Below are 23,111 nucleotides of genomic sequence, written 5' to 3'. Positions count from 1 at the left end.
GTAAAAGGCCCGGCTTGAAAAGACCGGGTCTTTTATTATGTATGGCAACTTCGTACTTCAAATACTCATCTAAGAAAATAAAAAATAACTGAGTCAGATACACAGAGTCTTACTTTTATGTCGAGATTGCTTTCTATACAATCGGATAAAACCTAGCCAATATTTAGGCTTCTCAAAAATTACACTCAGGACGAATAAAATGAGTAAAGACAATATCCGAGAACATTCCGCGCCTGTTTATGAAGGCATTGAAAATGCACCGGCACGTTCCATGATGCGCGCCACCGGCTTTCAGGATGAGGATTTTACGCGTCCTTTTATCGGGATTGCCTCAACCTGGGCCAATGTCACGCCGTGTAATATGCATATTGATGGGCTGGCGCGTGAAGCCGAAGCCGGGGTCAATGCCGCTGGTGGTAAGGGGATTATCTTTAACACCATCACCATTTCTGACGGGATTTCAAACGGCACCGAGGGCATGAAATATTCGCTGCTAACCCGCGAGATTATTGCCGATTCGATTGAAGCCGTGGTTGGCTGTCAGGCCTATGATGGGGTGATTGCCATTGGCGGCTGCGATAAAAATATGCCAGGCTGTATTATGGGGCTGGCACGCCTCAACCGTCCGGGGCTGTTTGTTTATGGTGGCACCATCAAGCCGGGCGCAGGCCATACCGACATGATTTCGGTATTTGAAGCGGTCGGGCAGCATGCCAAGGGCGAAATTAATGAAATTCAGGTCAAACAGATTGAAGAAGTGGCCTTGCCGGGACCGGGTTCCTGTGGCGGCATGTACACCGCCAACTCGATGGCCTCGGCGATTGAAGCCTTGGGCATGAGTTTACCGGGTTCATCGGCGCAGGAAGCGGTGTCTGAGGACAAGAAAATTGACTGTCAGCGTGCCGGTGAAGCGGTAATGAACCTGCTGCGTCTGGACATTAAACCGCGCGATATTATGACCAAAGCAGCATTTGAAAATGCCATTAAAGTGCTGATTGCCCTGGGCGGTTCCACCAATGGCGTGCTGCATTTACTGGCGATGGCGCATACGGCCGGGGTTGAGCTGAGCCTGGATGATTTTGTCCGCATTGGTCAGGATATTCCGGTGGTGGCCGATGTACGTCCATCCGGTCAATACCTGATGTCTGAACTGATTGCGATTGGCGGGATTCAGCCGCTGATGAAACGGATGCTGGATGCCGGTATGCTCGATGGTTCCTGCCTGACCGTGACCGGTAAAACACTGGCCGAAAACCTGGCGGATGTTGAAGACTATCCGGAAGGCCAGCAGATTATCCTGCCATTTGATGCACCGGTGAAAAAAGATTCGCATCTGGTGATTTTAAAAGGCAACCTGTCGCCAACCGGTGCGGTGGCAAAAATTACCGGTAAAGAAGGGCTGTATTTTGAAGGCCCGGCACGGGTGTTTGAAGGTGAAATTGGCGCCATGCGCGGTATTCTTGACGGTCAGGTGCAGCCGGGCGAAGTGGTGGTGATTCGCGGTGTTGGACCAAAAGGCGGACCGGGCATGCCTGAAATGCTAAAACCGACCTCAGCGATTATTGGTAAAGGCCTGGGCGATGCTGTGGCCCTGATTACCGATGGCCGTTTCTCTGGCGGCAGTCATGGCTTTGTGATTGGCCATGTGACCCCGGAAGCCTATGAAGGTGGGCCAATTGGTTTGGTGAAAAATGGCGATAAAATCTCCATCAATGCCGAAACCCGTGAAATGACCTGGCATGTGTCTGAACAGGAAATTGCCGCGCGTCAGGCGGCCTGGGTCAAGCCAAAACCAAATTATACGCATGGTGCACTGGCCAAATTTGCCCGACTGACCTCAGGGGCAGAGACTGGCGCCGTGACCGATTTAAATTTGGATGTGTAATTGATCATTTAAGATCAAATTGTTATAAACCGGTGTAGTATCTTTTATTCCGCCGTTTAATCCTTTAGAGGCTCAGCTCATGTCACTGTTACGCCGTTGGTTTGATCCAATCCGATCGAGTTGGTTTTATCAAAAACCGTCTCGTCAAGCGGTGTTACCGATTGAGCAGGGCCTCAGTATTCATCTGCGTTTAGATGATGTGTATAGCTATCTGGCAGTGCAGGAACTGCCACAGCTTGAAGAAATTCTCTCCGATGCCTTAAAGCCGTTAAAGGTAATTATTTCCAGTGGCAGTGCAGAGCCGCCGAACCAGATGTCGGCGCTGGAATGGCAGAACTATTGCCTGAATGATGCACAGATCCTGTCCAAGCAGCACCGTTTCAGTTTTCATGACACGCCGGAGCAACCGACCCCGGAAGCCTTGGCGCAAGCTGAAACCATCTTGCGGCATACGCCTTTGCGTGGTCAGGATTTTCTGTATTTGCTGGAAGATGTATTCCATATGCTCTGGCAAAAACAGTATGGCAAATTGCGCACCCTGTATGCCATGGCCAGTCGCCATCATCAGGAACAGCATTTTCCGGAACGGATTTTTAATCAGGATGCCATCCTTGCCAGCTATTTCGAGTTTGGTGGCCGCCAGTATCATGCGGTAGATGATTTGTTGCGCCTGACCCGGCGCCTAAAACAGCAGAAGCTGCTGACCGGTAATCCGATTTTCCTGATTAATCATATTGAATGGCGTGAGCATTTAATTAATGATGCCGAAGCCTTAAATGAAATTCAGCGTATGGACCCGGAGCTGGATTTATATATTGCGCTGGAAGATCCGATTTCCTGGCTGCTGCTGGCCTATATTCAGGAAGAGCTGGCCAATTATTATAATATTCATTTGAATGTCTATCCGCTCAGTTATCAGGGCCGTGACCTGTTTGACTGGAGTCTGGCGACCCGTTTATCCAAACGCACCGAAGTGGCCTTTACCCCGTTTTGCCGGCCGACCCAGGATGCCACCTATCAGATGGCGCGACTGTTTTATAGCGTGCCGGAAGAACAGCGTATGCAGGCCATTCACCGAATTTTGCAGGCGGTGTGGACCCAGGGCAAAGACCTGTCTTTTAAAGCCCATTTTGAGCAGTTACGCCGTGAGCTGAACATTGTTGAACTGAGCAGTGCCGATATTGAACAGTATCTGAAAGACAATGACATGCTCTGTGAAATGAAGTCTCAACCGAATTTACCGGTGCTGGAGCTGCGGGTTGATGGGCAAAGTTATGTGTTTAATAGCCTTTATCGCGTCTGGATGATTGAAAGTATTTTCAGTAATGTGTTAGAAGAAAAGTACAAAAGTGAAAACGAAGCTGAAAATGACATCTTACAACATGAAAAAAGAGAAAGTTGAGTCGCTGGAACAGGCTCGCGCACAGATTGATGTGATTGATAGTGCTTTGGTGGAGCTGATTGCAGCGCGTCAATATTATGTTGATCAGACCACCCGTTTTAAAAAATCAGAAACCGATATGCAGACCCCGGAACGCCAGGCCCAGATTCTGGAGCGTTTGCGTAGCCAGGCCACCAGCTTGGGGCTCGATGCTCAGCTGATTGAACAGCTGTACCAGACCATGTTCCAGCACTTTATTCAGCGTGAACTGAAACAGTTTAGACCTTAAAACCGATAACAATTAAAAACGCGCTGGCACTCTGTTTTCATCACAGCAGGCCGGGATAATCTTCCTGATTCCGGCGGCGCGGATTATTTTTGTTCGTCTTTAATCTTTAGCCAGAACCGTAGACATCAGCACTCGGCAGGTGAAATGAATCTGGGAGGTTATTTCGCTTCAAGATCAAGGTTGGTTGAAAAACAAGCGAATCATCTAACTTTAATTTAAAAATAAACCGATGGCGGCGTTCTGCGCAAAGCTAGAGCCCGGCAGGCTTTGCGCGCGTCTATAGTTTCTTGGTAAACTAAATATATTGATTTTATTACATATTTTAACACGATAGATTTGACTTAATTGAAAATGTATATATATTGTATATACATCTTTTTGTTAAAGCGTCTTTATTTTGGAGTGAAGCAATGAGCGAGCAAATCAAAAAAATAAAGACAGGCAAAAAAGATGGACAACTTTTAATTCGTATTAATAGTGCTGAACGCGATGAATTTATTCATTTGTGTGAAGAACTGGATACTAGTGCTGCTCGTGAATTAAGAAAATTTATTCGTAGCTTTGTGAAACAGCACAAGCGCGAATAGCCTTACTAGGGAGTAATACCATGGCGAAGCAAGTTAAATCGTTAAAGCAAAAAATCAAAGCACGTTTGAAAAAGATTTCAAAACATCAGGGCAAATTGAAACAGCTGCAAAAAGCCCTGAAAAAGCAAAAATAATTTAATTTTGCCTTGAAACCTGACTGCTAGCGTTTAGGTTTCAGATAAAAAACCGAAGCCGGTACTGATCATACCGGCTTCGGTTTTTTTGTATATTAGTCAGGGCAGTTATACTTTTTCTGATTTTTCGCCCAGGCTAAAGAACAGGTTCAGTAACAGTGCGGCAAAGGTCGCCGTCCCAATACCACCCAGGTTAAAGCTGCCAAATTGCAGGGCAAAGTCACCGGTACCTAAAATAATGGTCACTGCCGCCACCATCAGGTTTTTGTTTTTCGAGAAGTCGACTTTGTTTTCAATCCAGATTTTCGCTCCGGCAATGGTAATCAGACCAAACACCACAATTGAAGCACCGGTTAAAATCGCGCTTGGAATAGTATGAATAATGGCACCAAACTTAGGCGATAAACCCAGGAAAATGGCAAACACACCGGCAACCGCAAAAATAATGGTCGAGTAGACACGCGTCACTGCCATCACGCCAATATTTTCACCATAGGTGGTCATGCCTGGCGCACCGACACCACCGGCTAAAGTGGTGGCTACACCATCGGCAACAAAGGCTTTACCAATGTGCGGGTCAAGGTTTTCACCGGTCATGGCACTCACGGCTTTAATATGGCCCAGGTTTTCTGCCACCAGAATCAGCGCCACCGGGGCAATGATCAGCATGGCATTAACTTCAAATTCCGGACCATGGAAGGTTGGCAGGCCAAACCATGCCGCCTGCTGGATTGGGGCAAAGTTAATTGGTGTGCCATAACCCATGACATTACTGACAATAAAGTAAACCAGATAGGCCAGCAGCAGACCCACCAGGAGCAACAGGCGCTGTAACAGTCCTTTGGTAAATACCGCAATCGAACCCATACATAGGACAGTCACCAGCGCCATCCACATATTAAATGGATTACCGGCTACACCTTTGACGGTGACTGGGGCCAGGTTCAGACCAATGATCATCACCACTGCACCAGTGACCACAGGTGGCATTAATTTTTCAATCCAGCGCGTACCGGTGGCCATGACCAGAAAGCCGAGCAGGGCATATAAAATACCGCAGGCAATAATTCCGCCGGCTGCCACCGCAATATTCGGGTTGGGTCCACCCGTGCCGGATGCTGCATAACCGGTCGCAGCAATTACCACCCCAATAAAGGCAAAGCTGGAACCTAAATAACTTGGAACACGACCACCGGTCATAATAAAGAACAGGATGGTACAGATCCCGGACATCAGAATGGCCAGGTTCGGGTCAAAGCCCATCAGGAAAGGCGCAAGTACCGTCGCACCAAACATGGCAAACGCGTGCTGAACCCCCAGCACCACAGTTTGCGCAGGTGGAAGATACTCATTGGTACCTACAGGACGTGCATCGATACTGCCTTGATACGGGCGCCATTTGGGAAACCAATTGGACATATTTTGAGCACTCTAAAGACAAATTGTGCCAATCATACTCCTGTTTTTTAAAAGATTTAATCGGAGATACAAAATTTTTGTTCAAATTAATTCTATGACTTTGCTTTATTTTTTACCGCAGGGTAAAAATTTTTCAATATAAAAACAGTATGAAATCAGTGGATTAATTCATCGACTCTGGCTGGAGGGAATGTATAAATAATAATTATTTTATTCATAAAAAAAGAAATGACAGCTTTATGACTGCTTAAAAATACAGCACATGCAGAACATGTGCTGTATGTTTTTGCCAATTTGACTTAGCCGGTGTTGCGTAATCCGGCAGCAATACCGGCAATGGTGACCATTAAGGCATGATCTACCGGACTATGCTCGGCCTGCTGGCTGTTGAGATACTGGCGACGACGTTTCATCAGTTCAGCCTGCAGCAGATGCAGTGGCAGTAAATACGGTTTACGTACTTTCATCGACTGATCCAGCACATCATTGCTGCTGAGGAGCTGTGACTCACCTTTCAGTGTCAGCAAGGTCTGGACTGCATCTTTCAGGCGTTGACGCAGCTCGGCCCCTAGGGCTTTCAGTTCTTCATCTTCGGTCAGATGTGCCTCATAGTAGAGTGCAATATGCCCATCGGCCTTGGACAGAACCATCTCCAGCATATCCACCAGGGTCTGGAAATAGGGCCATTCGCGCAGCATTTCTTCCAGCAGTGCCTGCTGGTCCTGGGCAATGACCTGGTTAATAGCAGCACCAGTACCCAGCCAGGCCGGTAGCATCAGACGGATCTGGGTCCAGGCAAACACCCAGGGAATGGCACGTAGCGATTCAATGCCGCCGCTGACTTTACGCTTGGCCGGACGTGAACCAAGCGGCAGCATTTGCAGCTCCAGTTCCGGGGTCACGGTACGCAGATATTTCACAAAATGCGGATTTTCCCGTACAGTCTGGCGATAGACCTGCACCGACAGGTCAGTCATGCTGTGCATTAACTGGCGCCATTCCTGTTTAGGAACCGGCGGTGGCAGCAAGGTCGCCTCCAGTGTCGCAGCGGTATAGATTTCCAGATTCTGTAAGGCAATTTCTTCCAGACCAAACTTGAAGCGGATCATTTCACCCTGTTCGGTGACGCGAATCGCGCCGGAAATGGAACCTGGTGGTTGCGAGAACAGGGCCTGCTGGGTCGGTGCCCCGCCACGGCTGATAGAACCGCCACGGCCGTGGAACAGAGTCAGCTGAACCCCGTGCTGCTGTGCCACAGCGGTCAGTTCTTCCTGGGCACGATACTGGGCCCAGTTGGCCGACATAAAGCCAGCATCTTTGGCCGAGTCGGAGTAGCCAATCATCACCTCATGTTTGCCCTGAATATGCTGTTTGTACCAGTGCATACTAAACAGGGTGTGCATGGTGTCGGCTGCGCCGTCCAGATCTTTCAGGGTTTCAAACAGCGGCACCACGCGTAGCGGCGTTTGAATACCGGCTTCTTTTTGCAGCAATAACACCGCCAGCACATCACTTGGATATTCGGCCATGGAAATAATATAGGCACCTAGCGATTCCGATGGCTGTTCGGCCAGAGTCCGCATGGTGGCAAACACTTCCTGCACATCCGGATGTTCAATCAGGCTCTGTTTCGGTTCCTGCAGGTATTTAGGCAACAGCGGACGTTTGCTTTGCAGTTCCTGTAGCAGGAAATTCTGCCGCGCCTGTTCGGTCCAGGTTTCAAAATTGCCCAGACCAAGATATTCGGTAATTGCCGAAATGGCCTGACGATGACGACCAGATTCCTGACGGATATCCAGTTTGAGCAGTTCAATTCCGAAACAGTTGACCCGGCGAATGAAATCCAGCAGCTTGCCATTGGCAATTTCCGGCATGTTGCAGGCCATTAACGAGCGGTGACACAGCAATAACGGGGTCAGCAGTTCCTGTTTACTTTTAATTACTTGGCTGTCATCGGCGTCCAGTCCTTGCAGCTTTTGCGCCAGCCAGTCACGGGTGGCCGTTAAACGCTGGCGGGTTTCGCGTAAATATTCACGATATGGTTCAGGATGCGGGGTGCCAATTGCAGCCAGCAGCTCCGGACTGCATTGCTGGATCGACAGTTCCCAGCGCAAATCTTCAATATCGCGCAGGTACAAATCGGCAGCTTTCCAGCGCGAGAGCCACAGCACTTCCTGAGTCACCTGATGGGTCACATTCGGGTTGCCATCGCGGTCACCGCCCATCCAGGAGGCAAAGCGCAGCGGTGCAATTTCCAGCGGCAGCTGCTGGCCACACTGGGCCTGCACCATACTGTCCAGTTCCCGGATAAATTTAGGCACTGCATTCCACAGTGTCTGTTCAATGGTGGTAAAGCCCCATTTGGCTTCATCAATCGGGGTCGGGCGATGCTGACGAATTTCATCAGTCTGCCAGGCCGAGCTGATCAGCTGTTTCAGCTCTTCCAGTACCGCCTGACGCTCACGCGGCGTCAGTTTCTGCTGGTCAAAAGCCGACAGGCAGGCATTGATGCCATCATATTTCTGAATGAGGGTGCGGCGGCTGACTTCGGTCGGATGCGCGGTTAAGACCAGTTCAATATTCAGCTCGCAGATCTGCTGGAACAAGGTCTCGGCAGAAATATCGTGCTGCTGGAATTTCTGAAACAGATGATCGAGTGGATTCGGGGAGGGTGCGCTGTCATCAAATTCGCTCTGGCGGCGGCTACGCACCACATGATACTGCTCGGCAATATTGGCAAAATTTAAAAAGTGGGTAAAGGCACGGGTCAGCGGCAGAATTTCTTCATCTTCCAGACTGGACAGCAGTTGTTCGAGTTGTTTTTCTGCTTCAATCTGGCCATCACGGGCGCCTTTGGCCAGCGCACGAATCTGTTCGACCTGATTAAACAAATCTTGTCCGGCGTGCTGTTTCAGGGTATCGCCCAGTAAATTTCCCAGCAGACGCACATCTTCGCGTAATGGAGCAGCAATTTGTTGAATCATTTTTTTCCCTCTCCAGAGTTCCTGTTTTGACTATACCCGGAATTCGTGACAATCCAAGCCAGCACAAGGCGAAAGTCGGATAATTTTTATCCAGAAGCGCTGCAAGAAAGCCGGTTTTGTTCAAGGCTTAGGCAGCCAGTCACTCGGAGATGGCTTGCAGGAACAGCTGGATACTGGACTGGATCAGCTGCTGCTGTTCATCGGCGGCCGGAATCGGACGGATGCCGAGCAAAATTTCATGATGGCGCTGACCGAGTAACAACGACAACATCAACTGGATTAACTGTTCTAGCGGCATCTGCTGGATAAAACCTAAATCAATGGCCTGCTGGAAAAAGTGCTGCCAGACCTGGTTCAGCTTCTGATGCGAAGCCTGATAAAACTGCTGTAACAGCGGACTTTGCTGTGAGGCCAAATCGAGCAGCAGATATTCCAGCTTGATGGCTTCCGGTAAATAGACAATTTCCAGGGACAGCGCACACAGCTGCGCCAGCGCCTGCTGGAAATTGCTGTCGGCACTGAGCTGCGGCGGACGCGCCATAATCAGGGCTTCACAGGTATCTTCAATGGCACAGGTAAACAAGGTGGCCTTGTCCTGAAAATGATTATAGACCGTCAGTTTGGTCACGCCGGCATCGTGGGCAATTTCATTCATGCTCGAACCATGATAGCCCTGCTTTAAAAACAAGGATTTAGCCGATTCCAGAATGCGCTGGCGTTTTTCGAGATCTTTGGGACGTCCGACGTTCATTTGCTGAAAATATCCTAAATAAAATAAAAACAGTCATTGTGTTTTGCTGTTTCTTGCAATTAATGTACTCATCGGTATATTAATTAAAAATTGATCATTTTTAATATATTGCTATTTTGCCTGAAAAACATCTGACAAATAAGAGTCAACCGCATGAGCACGATTAACACGGTAGTTCTCAGCCTGATCCTGGTGTGTAGCACCCTGGTGGGTTGCAGCAAGGACAGCGCCAGCACTGAACAGAATATTCCCTATGTGATGGTGGCCCAGCCCACCTCCAGTCATCAGGCACAAAAAAGCTATGCTGGTGAGGTGCAGGCGCGTCAGCAGACCGCGTTGGCCTTTCGGGTCGGTGGTCAGGTGGTGGAACGCTATGTCGATGTGGGCGATCAGGTCAAGGTTGGGCAGGTGCTGGCACGTTTAGATGTTAAAGATGCCCAGTTACAGCTAAATGCAGCGCGCGCCCAGCTCGACAGTGCCCAGTCGGCCGCCAAAATTGCCCAAGATGAATTGCAACGTTTTCAGCAGCTGTTGCCAATGAATGCGGTTAGCCGCTCGCAATACGATGCCATCGACAATCAGTACAAATCTGCTGTGGCAGCACTGAAACAGGCGCAGTCCAATTATGCGGTGGCGCAGAACCAGACCGTATATAACCGGCTGGTGGCCAATAAAAACGGGGTGATTACCGCACGCAATATTGAAGTGGGGCAGGTGGTGGCAGCCGGTCAGGCAGCGTATCAGCTGGCAATTTCCGGTGAACGTGAAGTGGTGATTGGCGTGCCGGAGCAGGCCATGAGCCAGATTAAAGTCGGTCAGCCGGCCACAGTCACCTTGTGGTCACAGCCGGATCAGCGCTTTGAAGCCTATGTGCGGGAGATTTCACCGGCAGCTGACCAGTCACGTACTTTTAGTGTCAAGGTGGCGCTGCGTGCTGCCAATCCGGCCATCCAGCTGGGACAAAGTGCGCGGGTGTTTTTAAATGGCAATGCACAGCAGCAGCTGACCGTACCGCTGTCCAGCGTCTCGGCCAATGGCCAGCAGGCCTATGTCCTGGTGGTGGGTGCCAATCATCAACTACGTAAAGTAGATGTGCAGCTGGGCGCTTATGGCCGTGACAGCGTACCGGTACTTAGCGGGCTGAAGCCAACGGACTATGTGGTGGTGGGTGGGGTACATCTGCTGCGCGACCAGCAAAAAATTCATCCGATTGACCGGGAAAACCGTGCCGTCAAGCTTCAGGCAGGGGGTTAAGCATGAGCGCACCGCTAAACTTTAACCTGTCGGAATGGGCCTTAAAAAACAAGGGCCTGATTCTGTATTTCATGCTGCTGCTCGGCATTATTGGCATGTATTCCTATTCCAAATTGTCGCAGAGTGAAGACCCGCCGTTTACCTTTAAGGTGATGGTGGTGCAGACCTACTGGCCGGGCGCAACCGCCAAGGAAGTGTCCTTGCAGGTCACCGACCGGATTGAAAAAGAGCTGATGACCACCGGGCAGTATGAGCGGATTCTGGCCTATTCGCGTCCGGGGGAATCAATGGTGACCTTTATTGCCAAAGATTCGCTGCGTTCCGGGCAAATTCCGGATATCTGGTATACGGTACGCAAGAAAATCAATGATATCCGGCATGAATTGCCCCAAGGCGTGCAGGGGCCGTTTTTTAACGATGAATTTGGCGATACCTTCGGCAATATTTATGTACTAACCGGCGAAGATTTTGACTATGCCACCTTAAAAGAATATGCCGACCGCCTGCAGCTGCAATTGCAACGGGTCAAGGATGTCAGCAAGGTCGAACTGATTGGCCTGCAAGACCAGAAAATCTGGATTGAACTGTCTAATACCAAAGCGGCCCAGCTCGGTATTCCGGTTACCGCCATTCAGCAGGCGTTGCAGCAGCAGAACAGCATGGCCAGTGCCGGCTTTTTTGAAACCGAAACCGACCGGATTCAGGTTCGGGTCAGCGGCCAGCTGAACAGTGTTGAAGCCTTGCAGCAGATGCCGCTACTGGTCAATGGCACCACCATTCAGCTGGGCGATGTCGCGGAGATTTACCGCGGTTTTAGCGATCCGGCCCAGCCACGGATGCGCTTTATGGGCGAAAACGGGATTGGTATTGCCGTGTCTATGCGTAAAGGCGGTGACATTCTGGCGCTGGGTGAAAATCTGGCCAGCGAATTCCAGCGGCTACAACAGACCTTGCCACTGGGCATGCAGCTGCAAAAAGTCTCGGATCAGCCGGTGGCGGTCAAGCACAGTGTCAATGAATTTATGAAGGTACTGGCCGAGGCGGTGATTATTGTGCTGCTGGTCAGCTTTTTCTCGCTCGGGTTTCGTACCGGTCTGGTGGTGGCTTTTTCGATTCCGCTGGTGCTGGCGATGACCTTTGCCGGCATGAACCTGTTTGATGTTGGCCTGCACAAGATTTCCCTCGGTGCCCTGATTCTGGCGCTGGGCCTGCTGGTGGATGATGCCATTATTGCGGTAGAGATGATGGCCATTAAAATGGAGCAGGGCTATAGCCGGCTTCAGGCGGCTGGTTTTACCTGGAAAACCACCGCTTTTCCAATGCTGACCGGTACTCTGATTACTGCCGCTGGCTTTTTACCGATTGCTACGGCCGCGTCTAGTACCGGCGAATATACCCGCTCCATCTTCCAGGTAGTGACCATTGCGCTGGTGGTGTCCTGGTTTGCCGCGGTGCTGTTTGTGCCGTATCTGGGTGATAAACTGCTGCCCGATTTTAATCAGCAGCCACAACAGGCCAGCTGGTATCATCGCCTTTGGGCACGTCTGCGCAAGCAGCCCGCTCCAGCGCCTGTGGTGCATCATGTCGGTGAGCAGCATGATCCGTATCAGACCCGTTTTTATCAGGGCTTTCGCCGCTGGGTCGATACTTGTGTGACCTATCGCAAAACCGTGATTGCCGCTACGGTAGGCATTTTTGTGCTGTCGATTTTGATGTTCAAGCTGGTACCGCAGCAGTTTTTCCCACCTTCAAACCGGGCCGAAATTCTGGTCGATCTGAAACTCGAAGAAGGCGCTTCGTTAACAGCCACCGAAGCCGCAGTACAAAAGGTTGAGCAGTTCCTGGCCAAGCAGGAGGGGATTGATAACTATGTGGCCTATGTCGGTACCGGCTCGCCGCGTTTTTATTTACCGCTCGATCAGCAGTTGCCGCAAACCAGTTTTGCCCAGTTTGTGGTGCTGGCCTCATCGCTAGAAGACCGGGATGAAATTCGCCGTTCGCTGGATGAGCAGATTCGTAAATTATTACCGGAAGCGCGTACCCGGGTGTCGCTGCTGGAAAATGGTCCGCCGGTTGGCTATCCACTCCAGTTCAGGGTTTCCGGTGAAGATCTGGCTCAGGTGCGGCAATGGGCACAGCAGGTCGCAGCTCAGGTCGATGACAATCCAAACACCACCAATGTCCATCTGGATTGGGGTGAGCCAAGCAAGGTGATTCATCTACAGATTGATCAGGACCGGGCGCGACAAATGGGCGTCAGCAGTGTTGATCTGGCTAATTTCCTCAACAGTTCCATTCTCGGCAGCGCAATTGACCAGTACCGGGAAAAACGTGAGCTGATTGAAATCCGCCTGCGCGGTGATGCAGCCGAGCGGGTCGATGTCGGTTCACTCAGCAGCCTGGCAGTGCCAACCGCACAGGGCAGTAGTGTACCGCTGGCCCAGATTGCCCAGATTGAATACCGCTTTGAAGAAGGCTTGATCTGGCATCGTAACCGTTTACCAACCATTACCGTGCGTGCTGACATCAGCAGTGGTTTACAGCCGGCGACGGTGGTGGGGGAACTAAGCGAACCGTTACAGCAGATTCGCAGCCAGTTGCCAAATGGCTATCTGTTAGAAGTCGGCGGGACGGTGGAAGAATCGGCGCGTGGGCAAAGTTCGGTCAATGCCGGTATGCCGCTGTTTTTGGCGGTGGTGTTTACCCTGTTGATGCTGCAGCTTAAAAGCATGTCACGGGCCTGTATCGTGTTTTTAACCGCGCCGCTTGGCATTATTGGGGTGGTGCTGTTCCTGCTACTGTTCAATAAACCTTTTGGCTTTGTGGCCATGCTCGGCACCATCGCCTTGTCCGGGATGATCATGCGTAACTCGCTGATTCTGATTGACCAGATCGAGCAGGATATTCAGGCCGGTGAAGCGCCGTGGGATGCGATTATCAATGCCACGGTGCGCCGCTGCCGTCCAATTGTGCTGACGGCACTGGCCGCCGTGCTGGCCATGATTCCACTGTCGCGCAGTATTTTCTTTGGCCCGATGGCGGTGGCCATCATGGGCGGATTGATTATTGCGACGCTGCTCACTTTATTCTTTTTGCCGGCCCTGTATGCGCAGTGGTTTAAAGTGAAAAAAAATCAGAATATGGCCTGATTTTGTGTCAATATAAGGTGCGAAAGCTTGAAAATTTCAATATAGTAGCACCTTCGTTTTTACAATTTTCAATAGGTAAATTTACTGCATATTATAAAACCAAACATGCAGTAAATGGGGTTGAAGCACACATGCAGCAAGATAGCTTAGCCAAGTTACGTCGTTCGATTGCTCTTTCTTACGTCTTCATGTTTTTTGCCCTGTTTACCTTAATTAGCGCCATTTTTGCCTACTGGCTGGCCCGTAAAGTGGTGATGGTCGATCAGACTGAAGTCTGGTTACAGGCCCAGGCACTCTGGGTCATGCGCAATGTCATGATCTACTCCATTTTGGCGGTATTTGCTGCCCTGTGGTTTATTCCGCTATTTTTCTATGCCTGGAATGATGCCACCTGGGTCACTGCGACCACCATTGCCGGTGTGGTGTTTAGCGCCATTGCCTTCTTATATTTACTCAATGCCTGGATCAAAGGCTTAAGTAAATTCATGAAAAACAAGGCGGTGTTTTAAGCAGCCTAAATTTTTTTCGCTGCCTGCCCTTGTAAATCTGGGATAAACCCCAATTTCAGACCTCAGTTGAGTCTTAAATAAAATTCCGTGAGGAGCATCGCCAGACATGGCTAAACGTGATTATTATGAGGTTTTGGGTGTTGCTAAAACCGCTAGTGATGATGAAATTAAAAAAGCCTACCGTAAGTTGGCGATGAAATATCATCCGGACCGTAACCCAGATAACCCGGAAGCTGAAGAAAAATTTAAAGAAGCTTCAGAAGCCTATGAAGTGCTGTCGGACAGCGAAAAACGCAGCATGTACGACCGTATGGGCCATCAGGCCTTTGAAGGCGGCATGGGCGGTGGTGGCTTCGGCGGCGGCTTTAGTGCCGAAGATATCTTTAGCCAGTTCGGCGATATTTTTGGGGGTGCCTTTGGGGGCGGTGGCCGTCAGCAACGTGCGCGCCGTGGTTCGGACCTGCGCTATGTGATGGAACTGACCCTGGAAGAAGCGGTTAAAGGGGTGAAAAAAACCATCAGCTTTACCGCACCTGCACCGTGTGATGCCTGTGATGGTAAAGGTTCGCAAAATCCGAATGATGTTGAAACCTGTAAAACCTGTCATGGTGCCGGTCAGGTACGTATGCAGCAAGGTTTCTTCTCGGTGCAGCAGACCTGTAGCACTTGTCGTGGCCAGGGTAAAATCATCAAGAACCCATGTAACAAATGTCATGGTTCAGGGGTATCTGACCGTCAGCAAACTCTGGAAGTTACCATTCCAGCCGGTGTCGACAATGGCGACCGGGTACGTTTAACCGGTAAAGGTGAAGCGATTCGTGATGGTCAGGCCGGCGACCTGTACGTAGAAGTGGTGGTGCGCGAGCATGAGATCTTCCAGCGTGATGGTGCCGATCTGTATATGGATGTGCCGGTTTCAATTGCCGATGCCGCATTAGGTAAAGAAATTGAAATTCCGACGCTGGATGGCCGGGTGAGCCTGAAAATTCCGGAAGGCACCCAAACCGGTAAACTGTTCCGTCTGCGCGGTAAAGGCGTGAAACCGGTACGTACCAGTATGGTCGGTGATCTGCTGTGCCGTATTGTGGTGGAAACCCCGGTGAACCTGACGTCGCGTCAGCGTGAATTACTGAAAGAACTGCAAGCGACGCTGGATGGCGATAACAACAATTCGTCACCAAAGAAAAAATCATTCTTTGACCGTCTGTTTGACTAAGCCAGTTTAAACAGCGCGCTCAAACACAAAGGGAGATGAACATCATCTCCCTTTTTTATGGCGAGTAAAAAATTAAACCCCTTCCACAGGGTCAATTTCTGCCACCAGCGCATCGTCCTGAGATACAGCCATCTCGGTGCTCTGTTCGCTTTGTTCTTCTTCAATTGCATCAATTAACGCCACTTGTGCTGCTTCTTCTGCCGATACTGCTGGCTGTAAAGTGGTGGTAATGCGGACCTGAGACAGGCTTTCCAAGGTATCACCCGGTTGTAATGGCGGTTCTGCCCAAGCCGAGCTCATCAGTAGCCCCATACACACTGCCATCCCCAGTTGTTTCGAATGCATGCTTGATCTCCTTATAATCTCTATTCTATTCATTCGTGACGGCTAGTCTGCTGCAGCAATTTTGCACTTTTGTGAAAAAACGCGAGAAATCAGAACTTTCTTTTCAATTTCTATTTTTAAATTACCGGGTGTGCGGGCTACGGTTGAGCCATCTTAGTTTTTTTCGGCTTTTTTAGACTGCCGGCTTAGTCTGGGCAGGGAGTTTTGATATAGTAAGGACAATTTCGAATCAACATCAGGAATATGTTATGTCAGCAACTCCACGCATTGGTGTATTAGGTGCCGGTGGCCGTATGGGACGCATCCTTATTCAAGCCGTTGAGCAGGCCGGTTATCAACTTGCAGCTGCGGTGGAACGTCCGGAAAGTAGCTTAATCGGTGCAGATGCAGGCGAGCTTGCGGGCATTGGTAGCCTGGGTGTAAAAGTGGTTGGCAGTCTGGAAGAGGTGGTAAAGCAGTGTGACGTGGTCATCGACTTTACTGCACCGGCAGCTACTGTGAACCATCTGAAAATTTGTCGTGAAGCAGGCGTGGCGATTGTGATTGGCACTACCGGCATGAATGATGAACAGAAAGCCTATCTGGATGAATCGGCAACGCAAACTCCGGTGGTCTATGCTGCCAACTATTCAGTGGGTGTGAATGTTTCAATTAAGCTTTTAGAACTTGCTTCTAAAGTATTTGGCGATACGGTAGATATTGAAGTGATTGAAGCGCACCATCGTCATAAAGTCGATGCGCCATCAGGTACTGCTTTAATGATGGGTGAGGCGATTGCAGAAACCCTGGGCCGTGACCTGAAAAAAGATGCGGTCTATCATCGTGAAGGACATACCGGTCCGCGTGAGCGTCAAAGTATTGGTTTCCAGACCATTCGTGGTGGCGATATTGTTGGTGAACACACCGCCATGTTTATTGGTGAAGGCGAGCGCGTCGAAATTACCCACAAAGCCACCAACCGGATGAACTTTGCTGCCGGTGCCGTGCGTGCTGCTGCCTGGGTGGTGGGTCGTGATGCGCGTAAATATGACATGAAAGATGTCCTGGGTTTTAACGATATTCAAGTTTAAAACCGCTGTAAAATCCGTTATAACAACACTAAAACTAAAATAAGATGAACAATGGAATGAAAAAATGGATTGTATTGGCCGGTGCGCTCGCCATGGCGGCGAGTGTACCCGCCCAGAATTTGCAGAATGCCAAACTCAATATTCATAAAAATAATATTAAGGTCTGGACCTATCAGCATCCGCAAAACCCGGTATTTTTGTACAAGGCAGAAACCACTTTTCCGGTCTCGATTGAAAAAGCCGCCGGCCTGATTCTGGATGTGGAGCATGCCATCAGTTGGGTGCCGTATATGGGCAGCGTTAAGGTACTGTCGCGTGATGACCAGAAAGGTGAGTTCCTGCTGTATATGGTGCTGGATTTTCCTTTTCCGTTAAAAGACCGTGATCTGGTGGTCAAAGGCAGAATGTTTAAAGATGCCCAAGGCGTGATTCATATTCAGAACAAAGCCGTCAGTCAGGGTTATCCCTTAAACCCGAGCTATGTACGTTTAACCCATTATGAAGGCGACTGGACCTTTCAAAAACTGGGGGCCAACCGGGTTAAGGTGTCTACCTATGGCTATGCCGATCCGGCTGGTTCGATTCCAACCAGTTTTGTGAATATGTTTGTGCAGCAGCAGCCTTATCAGATGCTACAAAAAATGAAACTTGAGCTGAGTTTGCCGGGTCGTGAGCGACCCTTACCGGCGATTTTAAGATAAAAACTACCCGTCTGGTGCTAGACGGGTCATGCATCAGCGGACTCAGACAGCGTATTCAGATAGTGCTGATCTGAGTCTTTAAAACGACATTTAACGGCCTTAGTAGCTAAACAGTCCTTTTTCTAGTGGGAATTCAATGCCGATTGAGGCACCACCATCTTTACCATGCAGGTCTGAATCCCCCAGCCAGCCATTCAGTTTAAGTGGAATATCCGGACGTAAGTAATGCGTCCAGGTGATATCTAAAGCTGTTAGCTCATCTTGCTCAGGAAAAGCCGCATTGGTGATCCGACCCGACCCATTCAGTTTGGCAAACAGCACCCGGCCATGCAGACGGTTTAAAGGATCAAAACGGATATCACCGCCCACTGAGATCATCTGGCCATCGCCGCCCATTGCATGCGCCAATGGGTAACCATGCTGATAGAAGCCATCGGTATAAACACTATGATTATAGGAAATCCCTTGTGCCTTGCCATTGGTACGGGTATCAGCCCATTCGCTATACAGCTGGTAGGGCATATTCTGGTAACTGGATGAATAATCCACCCCGGCCAGATACATTTTTTTCGCGGGCAGGCCGCCGGCTTCATCTTCACCGACATACTGCGCATAGACACCCAGCGGCATCTGCACTAAAGGTTGCAGGTTTAAACGGGCATCAAAACCGGCAATCTGGTTGGATGGATTGACTGTATCCCCATAGACATTATCTTTACCAATGATTGCATCCCATAAAGAATCAAAGTTTTCCGGACGTCCTTCACCGCCCCACTGAATGGCACGTGAAGCACCCAGTTCCAGATAGGGAAGCGGCTGAGCAGTAACACGCAGGCCAATCAGCTTGGCATCCGGGACCGCATCATAATGGTCCAGCTGACCGGCAAAGGCCTGATATTGCCATGGCCCAATCCAGGACAGCCATTTGCTGCTAAAAGCAGTCTGTTCTGCCCGCTGTGCAGTAATACCATAGACTGGGCGGCTGGCATCGCCACGAATCAGACTCCCCTCATGACCGGGTCCCCAATACGTTGGAATCTGGCCGGCAATCAGCCACTGATTCCAGAGTTTCCCGGCAATATAAGAGCCTTCAACATTCACATCCTGATCATGATCAATCTGCGGGTCTTTTTCAGCATTGACCCGTAATCGGGCATCCCATTGGCTACCGCCAGCATTCAGTTCCAGACCGGCCTGATATTGTGATTTTTCCTGATCAGCAAAGGCTTGAGGCAGATACTTATGATCAGTTTCTGCAAACAGCGCAGCTTTCAGAAGCTGATTATCGGCATTTAAATGGGTGAGGACTGCATCCAGCACTTTTTGCTGGACAGGGGTGCTGATTTTTGCCTGAGACAGGGCGCGCTGAATTTCATCGCCACTCATGGGCCAGGTGGAGGTACTGAGCTGAATCACCCCTTGCTGGTTCAGCCAATTCAGGTCGGTACGCAGGTTCTGGTCATTCAGAACTATCCCTTGGGCAAAGGTGAGGGATGAGCTGAGGGCAAGGGTCGCAAGCAATATTTTTGATAGACGCATTTTTGATTCTCAGGAGTTTTTTGCTCTCCACACCATAGGCGGACGAGTTTATTTTTTCAATGCAAACTGTTGAGTAGAGTTGTAATCTGGGAAGATTAAAAATCCCGCCGTAGCGAGATTTTTAAAGCAATCGGTCACTGCAAAATTAGTCATTATCCTTAGTGGCTTTATAGGCATAGGAATAGTTATAGCCATAACCATAGCCTGCACTAGAGCGCTGAATATCATTCAGGATAATACCATTGACTTTCACACCCACCTGTTCAAAACGGTTGATGGTCAATTCAAGCTCTTTCATTTGTGTCTTGGCATAGCGCGCAATTACCAGATTCACCCCGGCATGCTGGGAAATAATAATCCCGTCTGTGACGGCCAGAATTGGTGGAGTATCAATCAAGATATGATCATACTGTTCTGATAGCTGATTCAGCATGGCACTAAATTGTGTGGTACTGAGCAGTTCAGACGGGTTGGCTGGACTCTTGCCACGGGCAATCACATCCAGACCAGATACTTCCGTAGCTTTAATGACCTGGCTTAACTCAGTCTGGCCATTTAAGTAGTCTGCCAGACCAAGTTGGGCTTGCTGATTAAAGTATTTATGCAAATAACCGCGGCGCAAGTCCGCATCAATAATCAGTACCCGTTTCTGGCTTTGCGCCAGAATGGTGGCCAAGTTGGTTGAAATAAAGGATTTACCGACTTCCGGTGCAGGACCAGAAACCATAATAATATTGTTCTTGGCGCTGCTTAAGGCAAAATGAATGGCAGTACGCATACTGCGTAAGCTTTCAATGGCAATATCATCACTATTTTTAACCGCAAGAATAGGAATATTTTTTTTCTTCTTCAGCAGTTTAATCCGGCTTTCCTGTACAGGCGAACGCGGCACAGTGGCATACACCGGCAAGTCCAGTTCATTTTCAATTTGGGTAGAATCTTTAACGCCACTACGCAGCATATTACGTAATAAGGCCAGCAGTGTGCCGAGGAACCCTCCCACGAAAATAGACAAAATCAAAACAATTAATTTTTTTGGCTTAATCGGTTCAATCGGTTCAACTGCAGTATCGACAATACGCACATTACCAATTTCACCGGCTTTGGCAATACGTAACTGCTGATAAGAGTTGAGCAGGCCGGTATATAACTGTTGTTTGACTTCCACTTCACGGAACAGTTGCAGATACTGGCGTTGTAACTCTGGTAAACGCCTTAAGGTTCCATCTAGCTCATTAATCTTTTTATTAATCGCCGTTAATTGCGCATTCATTTGCTGCATGATCGGGTGTTCAGCCGTATATTTGGCTGAGGCTTCAGCCACTTTTTGTTCCAGCTCGGCCTTTTGGGTTTCCAAGGTCACGCTTTGGGTCAGATACAACTCTGACTCCTTAGTGACATCGACCGTATTGTACTGCTGGCGGAAACGGTTAAATTCACGTTCAGCGACATCGAGTTGTTGTTTCAGTTCCGGCAGCTGATCTTCCAGGAATTTTAAGGTTTGTGCGGTTTCAGCCGAGCGACGTTCAATATTCTGTTGACTATAGGCCGCTAAAATAGCATTGAGCACCTGGGTAATATGCTGCTTGTCAGTACCCTGGTAGTTGAGGCCCAGCACACCAGTCAGTTTGCCTTTTTCGGCCACAGAATAGTTAGCGAGCAAGCTACGAACCGCAGCAGGCAGGCTTTGCTTTTGGATCAGGTAAGTACTATCAAAGCTGTCCTGACTATAAATACCAACTTTCCATAGGCCATATTCAGACTGTAACTGGCTGGTCTGGTTCAGTGGGGCAGAAAAGACCACCTGTTCTGTGGCTGAATCAGTTAAACGGTATTGACCTTCTGCAAAACTAAGTAGCAGATTTTTATCGCGGTAGTAATCTGGAATCTCAAAACTGCGTACATCAAAGCTTTTCTGGTTGTCTTTAAACAGCACGGATTGAGCTGAATATTCACTGTCATACTCATGCTTGTTCAGTAAGCGGCTCCAGAAACTGTCTTCTGTACCATGAATGCGAATATTTAAATTCAGGCGATCAATGACGGTACCGAGTACCAGACGCGATTTCAGAATCTCAATTTCGGCCTGAGCCGGTGATTTCTGCTCAATCATATTGGACAAATCGCCCAATAAGGCGGCAGATGCCCCTTTATTTTCTTCGACCTGAACCAGTGCATCGACCTGATAGGTATCTGGTGTGGTTCTTAAATAAAGTAAGGCACAGACCAAACTTAAAATGACACAGAGAGCAATCAGTTTCCACTGGGCAATTAAGGAGAAAAACAATTCCTTCAGGTCAATGGTATCTTCTGTATTGGTATTTTGGCTCATAGTCTTTTGTTCGAAAGTTAAATATATTTTTTCCAGTCTGCAATGCAGGCCTGAATCAGCTGGCAGGTGTCATCAAATACCGCCTGATCATGCTGGTAAGGATCGGCCACATTTTTACTTTGCCAGTGGCCGAGCCTAAAGGTTTTACCTTTGGCAAAGGGCCAGGTCTGTTCCACATGTTTTTGCTGGTTCTGACTCATCACTAAAATCAGGTCGGCTTTCTTGACCAGCTCGGCATTCAGCTTTCGGGCCACATGCGGGCTCATATCAATCCCTAAACGCTGCATGCACAGGCTGGCTTTGTCATCGGCTGCATGACCAACCAGCCCGGAAATACCGGCAGATTCAATCTGTAAATGCGGAAATTCCTGTTTTAAAAAGTATTCCGCCATCGGGCTACGGCAAATATTGCCAATACAGACCACCAGAATATTGTTAATTTTCATTAGTTCCCCAAACGGTCTAAATTATATAAAGCATTTGAGAATGGAATAATCTGATTCATGACACGTTGCCAGCGCGCAAGGCCCGATGCATCGACATAAACAATATCATTACTGCGCATTTTAAACTGATTAGCCAGACCAAAGTCGGCAATACTGGTTAAGTCCAGATGATAGACTTCGGTTTGTGCACCACTTGGCTGACTACGTAACACATAGATTTTACTACGGCTGGCCGACAATGGATTTAATCCCAGACTTTCACCGAGGACATCACTCAGACTCATGCCCTGATCTCGAAGCGGTAAAGACTGGTTTTTACCCGATTCCCCCATCACATAGATTTTCTGGTTTTCGCGGCTGTTTACATAGAGGGTATCATTCGGTTGAATGAGCAGATTATGTAAAGAGAAACCGGCTTGTTCCAGTTCAATACTGTTTAAATGATAGGTCTGCCCCTGACGTACCAAGGTAATAGAAGCATTATTGCCTTGCTGGGCATTGACACCACCCGCCAGACCTAAAGCGGTATAGACACTGGTTGGCTGGTCACTTAAGTAAAACTGGCCGCCTTTCATTACATTACCCTGTACCGAGTAACGCTGGCCCTGATAAGACAGAACCCGTGCGACTACATCAGGCGTTTTTAAATAACGCGATAACTGACTGCGCAGCTCACGATTCACCTGACTTAAAGATTTACCGGCAGCTTTATAGCGACCAATAATCGGGAATTGAATATAGCCACTTTGGTCAATTTGATAGCCATTGGCCTGAATGGCCTGTTCATTATTAATCGTATTGGTAGGTGGGGTAATTTCTGGGTAAGCCCATAAATAGATCGACAGAATGTCGCCTGGACTAAGGTTATAGTTGCGATGTGACTGGGTAAACAGGTGGGCATAATCTTGCTGAATATTGTGTACGGCCGGTTGCAAACCGAGTACAGTATCTTGAGTAAGTCGGACCACATTCACCGAAGTCCCCAAGTCTGTTTGATAGACACCCTCAGAAGGTAAGTCATAGGTCTGTAAGCCGGAGGTGACCGCACACCCGCCTGCTGTCACTAGAAAAGACAGTAGAATTATAGATTTAAATTGTCTCACACGTATTCCCGTTCTGA

Annotated in this window: 18 protein-coding genes; 10 read left to right on the top strand and 8 right to left on the bottom strand. The window is 49.0% G+C overall.

Annotated elements, in window-relative coordinates; translation table 11 throughout:
- Window positions 1-199 precede the first annotated feature (199 nt).
- The 4 genes from ilvD to FTU54_RS09385 all read left to right on the top strand — a co-directional run bounded on the left by ilvD (window position 200) and on the right by FTU54_RS09385 (window position 4,142).
- Window positions 200-1,885 (top strand): dihydroxy-acid dehydratase, encoded by a 1,686-nt coding sequence (gene ilvD / locus FTU54_RS09400; protein WP_005181175.1) that lies wholly within the window; start codon window positions 200-202, stop codon window positions 1,883-1,885.
- Window positions 1,886-1,964: 79 nt separating this feature from the next.
- On the top strand, window positions 1,965-3,287 hold the full coding sequence (locus tag FTU54_RS09395) for a hypothetical protein (protein ID WP_104505695.1): 1,323 nt from the start codon (window positions 1,965-1,967) through the stop codon (window positions 3,285-3,287).
- Window positions 3,268-3,555, top strand: a complete 288-nt coding sequence (locus FTU54_RS09390; protein ID WP_075167674.1) for a chorismate mutase — start codon at window positions 3,268-3,270, stop codon at window positions 3,553-3,555. Before FTU54_RS09395 ends, FTU54_RS09390 begins: the two co-directional genes overlap by 20 nt.
- A 410-nt stretch (window positions 3,556-3,965) precedes the next feature.
- Entirely contained in the window at window positions 3,966-4,142 is a 177-nt protein-coding gene (locus tag FTU54_RS09385; RefSeq protein ID WP_005181183.1) for a hypothetical protein, read from the top strand.
- Between the two features lie 242 nt (window positions 4,143-4,384).
- Here the strand turns inward: FTU54_RS09385 and FTU54_RS09380 are convergent, their stop codons facing one another.
- The 3 genes from FTU54_RS09380 to FTU54_RS09370 all read right to left on the bottom strand — a co-directional run bounded on the left by FTU54_RS09380 (window position 4,385) and on the right by FTU54_RS09370 (window position 9,430).
- Window positions 4,385-5,695 carry a solute carrier family 23 protein gene (locus tag FTU54_RS09380; protein WP_005181189.1) on the bottom strand — a complete coding sequence of 437 codons (1,311 nt, stop codon included), beginning with the start codon at window positions 5,693-5,695 and terminating at the stop codon, window positions 4,385-4,387.
- A 299-nt stretch (window positions 5,696-5,994) separates the two neighbouring features.
- The gene (gene ppc, locus FTU54_RS09375; protein ID WP_104473565.1) at window positions 5,995-8,679 is read right to left on the bottom strand and encodes a phosphoenolpyruvate carboxylase; all 2,685 of its coding nucleotides are present in this window, start codon (window positions 8,677-8,679) and stop codon (window positions 5,995-5,997) included.
- Window positions 8,680-8,818: 139 nt separating this feature from the next.
- On the bottom strand, window positions 8,819-9,430 hold the full coding sequence (locus FTU54_RS09370) for a TetR/AcrR family transcriptional regulator (RefSeq protein WP_180074671.1): 612 nt from the start codon (window positions 9,428-9,430) through the stop codon (window positions 8,819-8,821).
- 153 nt (window positions 9,431-9,583) lie between these two features.
- On the opposite strand from FTU54_RS09370, the gene FTU54_RS09365 reads away from it, so the two are divergent.
- From FTU54_RS09365 to dnaJ, 4 genes are all read left to right on the top strand, one after another.
- Window positions 9,584-10,684: an efflux RND transporter periplasmic adaptor subunit gene (locus FTU54_RS09365; protein WP_075167670.1), complete on the top strand. Its 1,101-nt coding sequence runs from the start codon at window positions 9,584-9,586 to the stop codon at window positions 10,682-10,684.
- Between the two features lie 2 nt (window positions 10,685-10,686).
- Window positions 10,687-13,833 (top strand): efflux RND transporter permease subunit, encoded by a 3,147-nt coding sequence (locus FTU54_RS09360; RefSeq protein ID WP_180074670.1) that lies wholly within the window; start codon window positions 10,687-10,689, stop codon window positions 13,831-13,833.
- Between the two features lie 131 nt (window positions 13,834-13,964).
- Window positions 13,965-14,342, top strand: a complete 378-nt coding sequence (locus tag FTU54_RS09355) for a hypothetical protein (RefSeq protein WP_005181203.1) — start codon at window positions 13,965-13,967, stop codon at window positions 14,340-14,342.
- A 106-nt stretch (window positions 14,343-14,448) separates the two neighbouring features.
- Window positions 14,449-15,558, top strand: a complete 1,110-nt coding sequence (dnaJ, locus tag FTU54_RS09350; protein ID WP_104472330.1) for a molecular chaperone DnaJ — start codon at window positions 14,449-14,451, stop codon at window positions 15,556-15,558.
- Between the two features lie 72 nt (window positions 15,559-15,630).
- On the opposite strand, the gene FTU54_RS09345 is transcribed toward dnaJ, so the two are convergent.
- Window positions 15,631-15,903, bottom strand: a complete 273-nt coding sequence (locus FTU54_RS09345; RefSeq protein WP_016658893.1) for a hypothetical protein — start codon at window positions 15,901-15,903, stop codon at window positions 15,631-15,633.
- A 248-nt stretch (window positions 15,904-16,151) separates the two neighbouring features.
- Between FTU54_RS09345 and dapB the strand changes: the two genes are divergently transcribed.
- Both dapB and FTU54_RS09335 read left to right on the top strand, forming a co-directional pair.
- Complete coding sequence (gene dapB, locus FTU54_RS09340) at window positions 16,152-16,973, top strand: 4-hydroxy-tetrahydrodipicolinate reductase (protein ID WP_016658892.1); 822 nt, start codon at window positions 16,152-16,154, stop codon at window positions 16,971-16,973.
- A 56-nt stretch (window positions 16,974-17,029) separates the two neighbouring features.
- Entirely contained in the window at window positions 17,030-17,674 is a 645-nt protein-coding gene (locus FTU54_RS09335) for an START domain-containing protein (RefSeq protein ID WP_016658891.1), read from the top strand.
- Window positions 17,675-17,773: 99 nt separating this feature from the next.
- On the opposite strand, the gene FTU54_RS09330 is transcribed toward FTU54_RS09335, so the two are convergent.
- The 4 genes from FTU54_RS09330 to FTU54_RS09315 form a co-directional block, all read right to left on the bottom strand.
- The gene (locus FTU54_RS09330; RefSeq protein WP_180074669.1) at window positions 17,774-19,213 is read right to left on the bottom strand and encodes a capsule assembly Wzi family protein; all 1,440 of its coding nucleotides are present in this window, start codon (window positions 19,211-19,213) and stop codon (window positions 17,774-17,776) included.
- Between the two features lie 145 nt (window positions 19,214-19,358).
- Entirely contained in the window at window positions 19,359-21,545 is a 2,187-nt protein-coding gene (locus FTU54_RS09325) for a polysaccharide biosynthesis tyrosine autokinase (protein ID WP_180074668.1), read from the bottom strand.
- 17 nt (window positions 21,546-21,562) lie between these two features.
- Entirely contained in the window at window positions 21,563-21,991 is a 429-nt protein-coding gene (locus FTU54_RS09320; RefSeq protein WP_005181218.1) for a low molecular weight protein-tyrosine-phosphatase, read from the bottom strand.
- Window positions 21,991-23,094: a polysaccharide biosynthesis/export family protein gene (locus FTU54_RS09315; RefSeq protein ID WP_180074667.1), complete on the bottom strand. Its 1,104-nt coding sequence runs from the start codon at window positions 23,092-23,094 to the stop codon at window positions 21,991-21,993. The genes FTU54_RS09320 and FTU54_RS09315 overlap by 1 nt, the downstream gene beginning before the upstream one ends.
- Window positions 23,095-23,111 lie beyond the last annotated feature (17 nt).

It is taken from the genome of Acinetobacter sp. YH12116 (genome assembly GCF_013418895.1).
GTDB classification, from domain to species: Bacteria; Pseudomonadota; Gammaproteobacteria; order Pseudomonadales; family Moraxellaceae; genus Acinetobacter; species Acinetobacter indicus.
This window is presented reverse-complemented; position numbering and strand designations above follow the sequence as displayed.

Bases quoted from the DNA above. Each gene is read 5' to 3' on its own strand.
- ilvD (WP_005181175.1), top strand. From the start codon at position 200: ATGAGTAAAGACAATATCCGAGAACATTCCGCGCCTGTTTATGAAGGC.
- FTU54_RS09395 (WP_104505695.1), top strand. From the start codon at position 1,965: ATGTCACTGTTACGCCGTTGGTTTGATCCAATCCGATCGAGTTGGTTT.
- FTU54_RS09390 (WP_075167674.1), top strand. From the start codon at position 3,268: ATGAAAAAAGAGAAAGTTGAGTCGCTGGAACAGGCTCGCGCACAGATT.
- FTU54_RS09385 (WP_005181183.1), top strand. From the start codon at position 3,966: ATGAGCGAGCAAATCAAAAAAATAAAGACAGGCAAAAAAGATGGACAA.
- FTU54_RS09380 (WP_005181189.1), bottom strand. From the start codon at position 5,695: ATGTCCAATTGGTTTCCCAAATGGCGCCCGTATCAAGGCAGTATCGAT.
- ppc (WP_104473565.1), bottom strand. From the start codon at position 8,679: ATGATTCAACAAATTGCTGCTCCATTACGCGAAGATGTGCGTCTGCTG.
- FTU54_RS09370 (WP_180074671.1), bottom strand. From the start codon at position 9,430: ATGAACGTCGGACGTCCCAAAGATCTCGAAAAACGCCAGCGCATTCTG.
- FTU54_RS09365 (WP_075167670.1), top strand. From the start codon at position 9,584: ATGAGCACGATTAACACGGTAGTTCTCAGCCTGATCCTGGTGTGTAGC.
- FTU54_RS09360 (WP_180074670.1), top strand. From the start codon at position 10,687: ATGAGCGCACCGCTAAACTTTAACCTGTCGGAATGGGCCTTAAAAAAC.
- FTU54_RS09355 (WP_005181203.1), top strand. From the start codon at position 13,965: ATGCAGCAAGATAGCTTAGCCAAGTTACGTCGTTCGATTGCTCTTTCT.
- dnaJ (WP_104472330.1), top strand. From the start codon at position 14,449: ATGGCTAAACGTGATTATTATGAGGTTTTGGGTGTTGCTAAAACCGCT.
- FTU54_RS09345 (WP_016658893.1), bottom strand. From the start codon at position 15,903: ATGCATTCGAAACAACTGGGGATGGCAGTGTGTATGGGGCTACTGATG.
- dapB (WP_016658892.1), top strand. From the start codon at position 16,152: ATGTCAGCAACTCCACGCATTGGTGTATTAGGTGCCGGTGGCCGTATG.
- FTU54_RS09335 (WP_016658891.1), top strand. From the start codon at position 17,030: ATGAAAAAATGGATTGTATTGGCCGGTGCGCTCGCCATGGCGGCGAGT.
- FTU54_RS09330 (WP_180074669.1), bottom strand. From the start codon at position 19,213: ATGCGTCTATCAAAAATATTGCTTGCGACCCTTGCCCTCAGCTCATCC.
- FTU54_RS09325 (WP_180074668.1), bottom strand. From the start codon at position 21,545: ATGAGCCAAAATACCAATACAGAAGATACCATTGACCTGAAGGAATTG.
- FTU54_RS09320 (WP_005181218.1), bottom strand. From the start codon at position 21,991: ATGAAAATTAACAATATTCTGGTGGTCTGTATTGGCAATATTTGCCGT.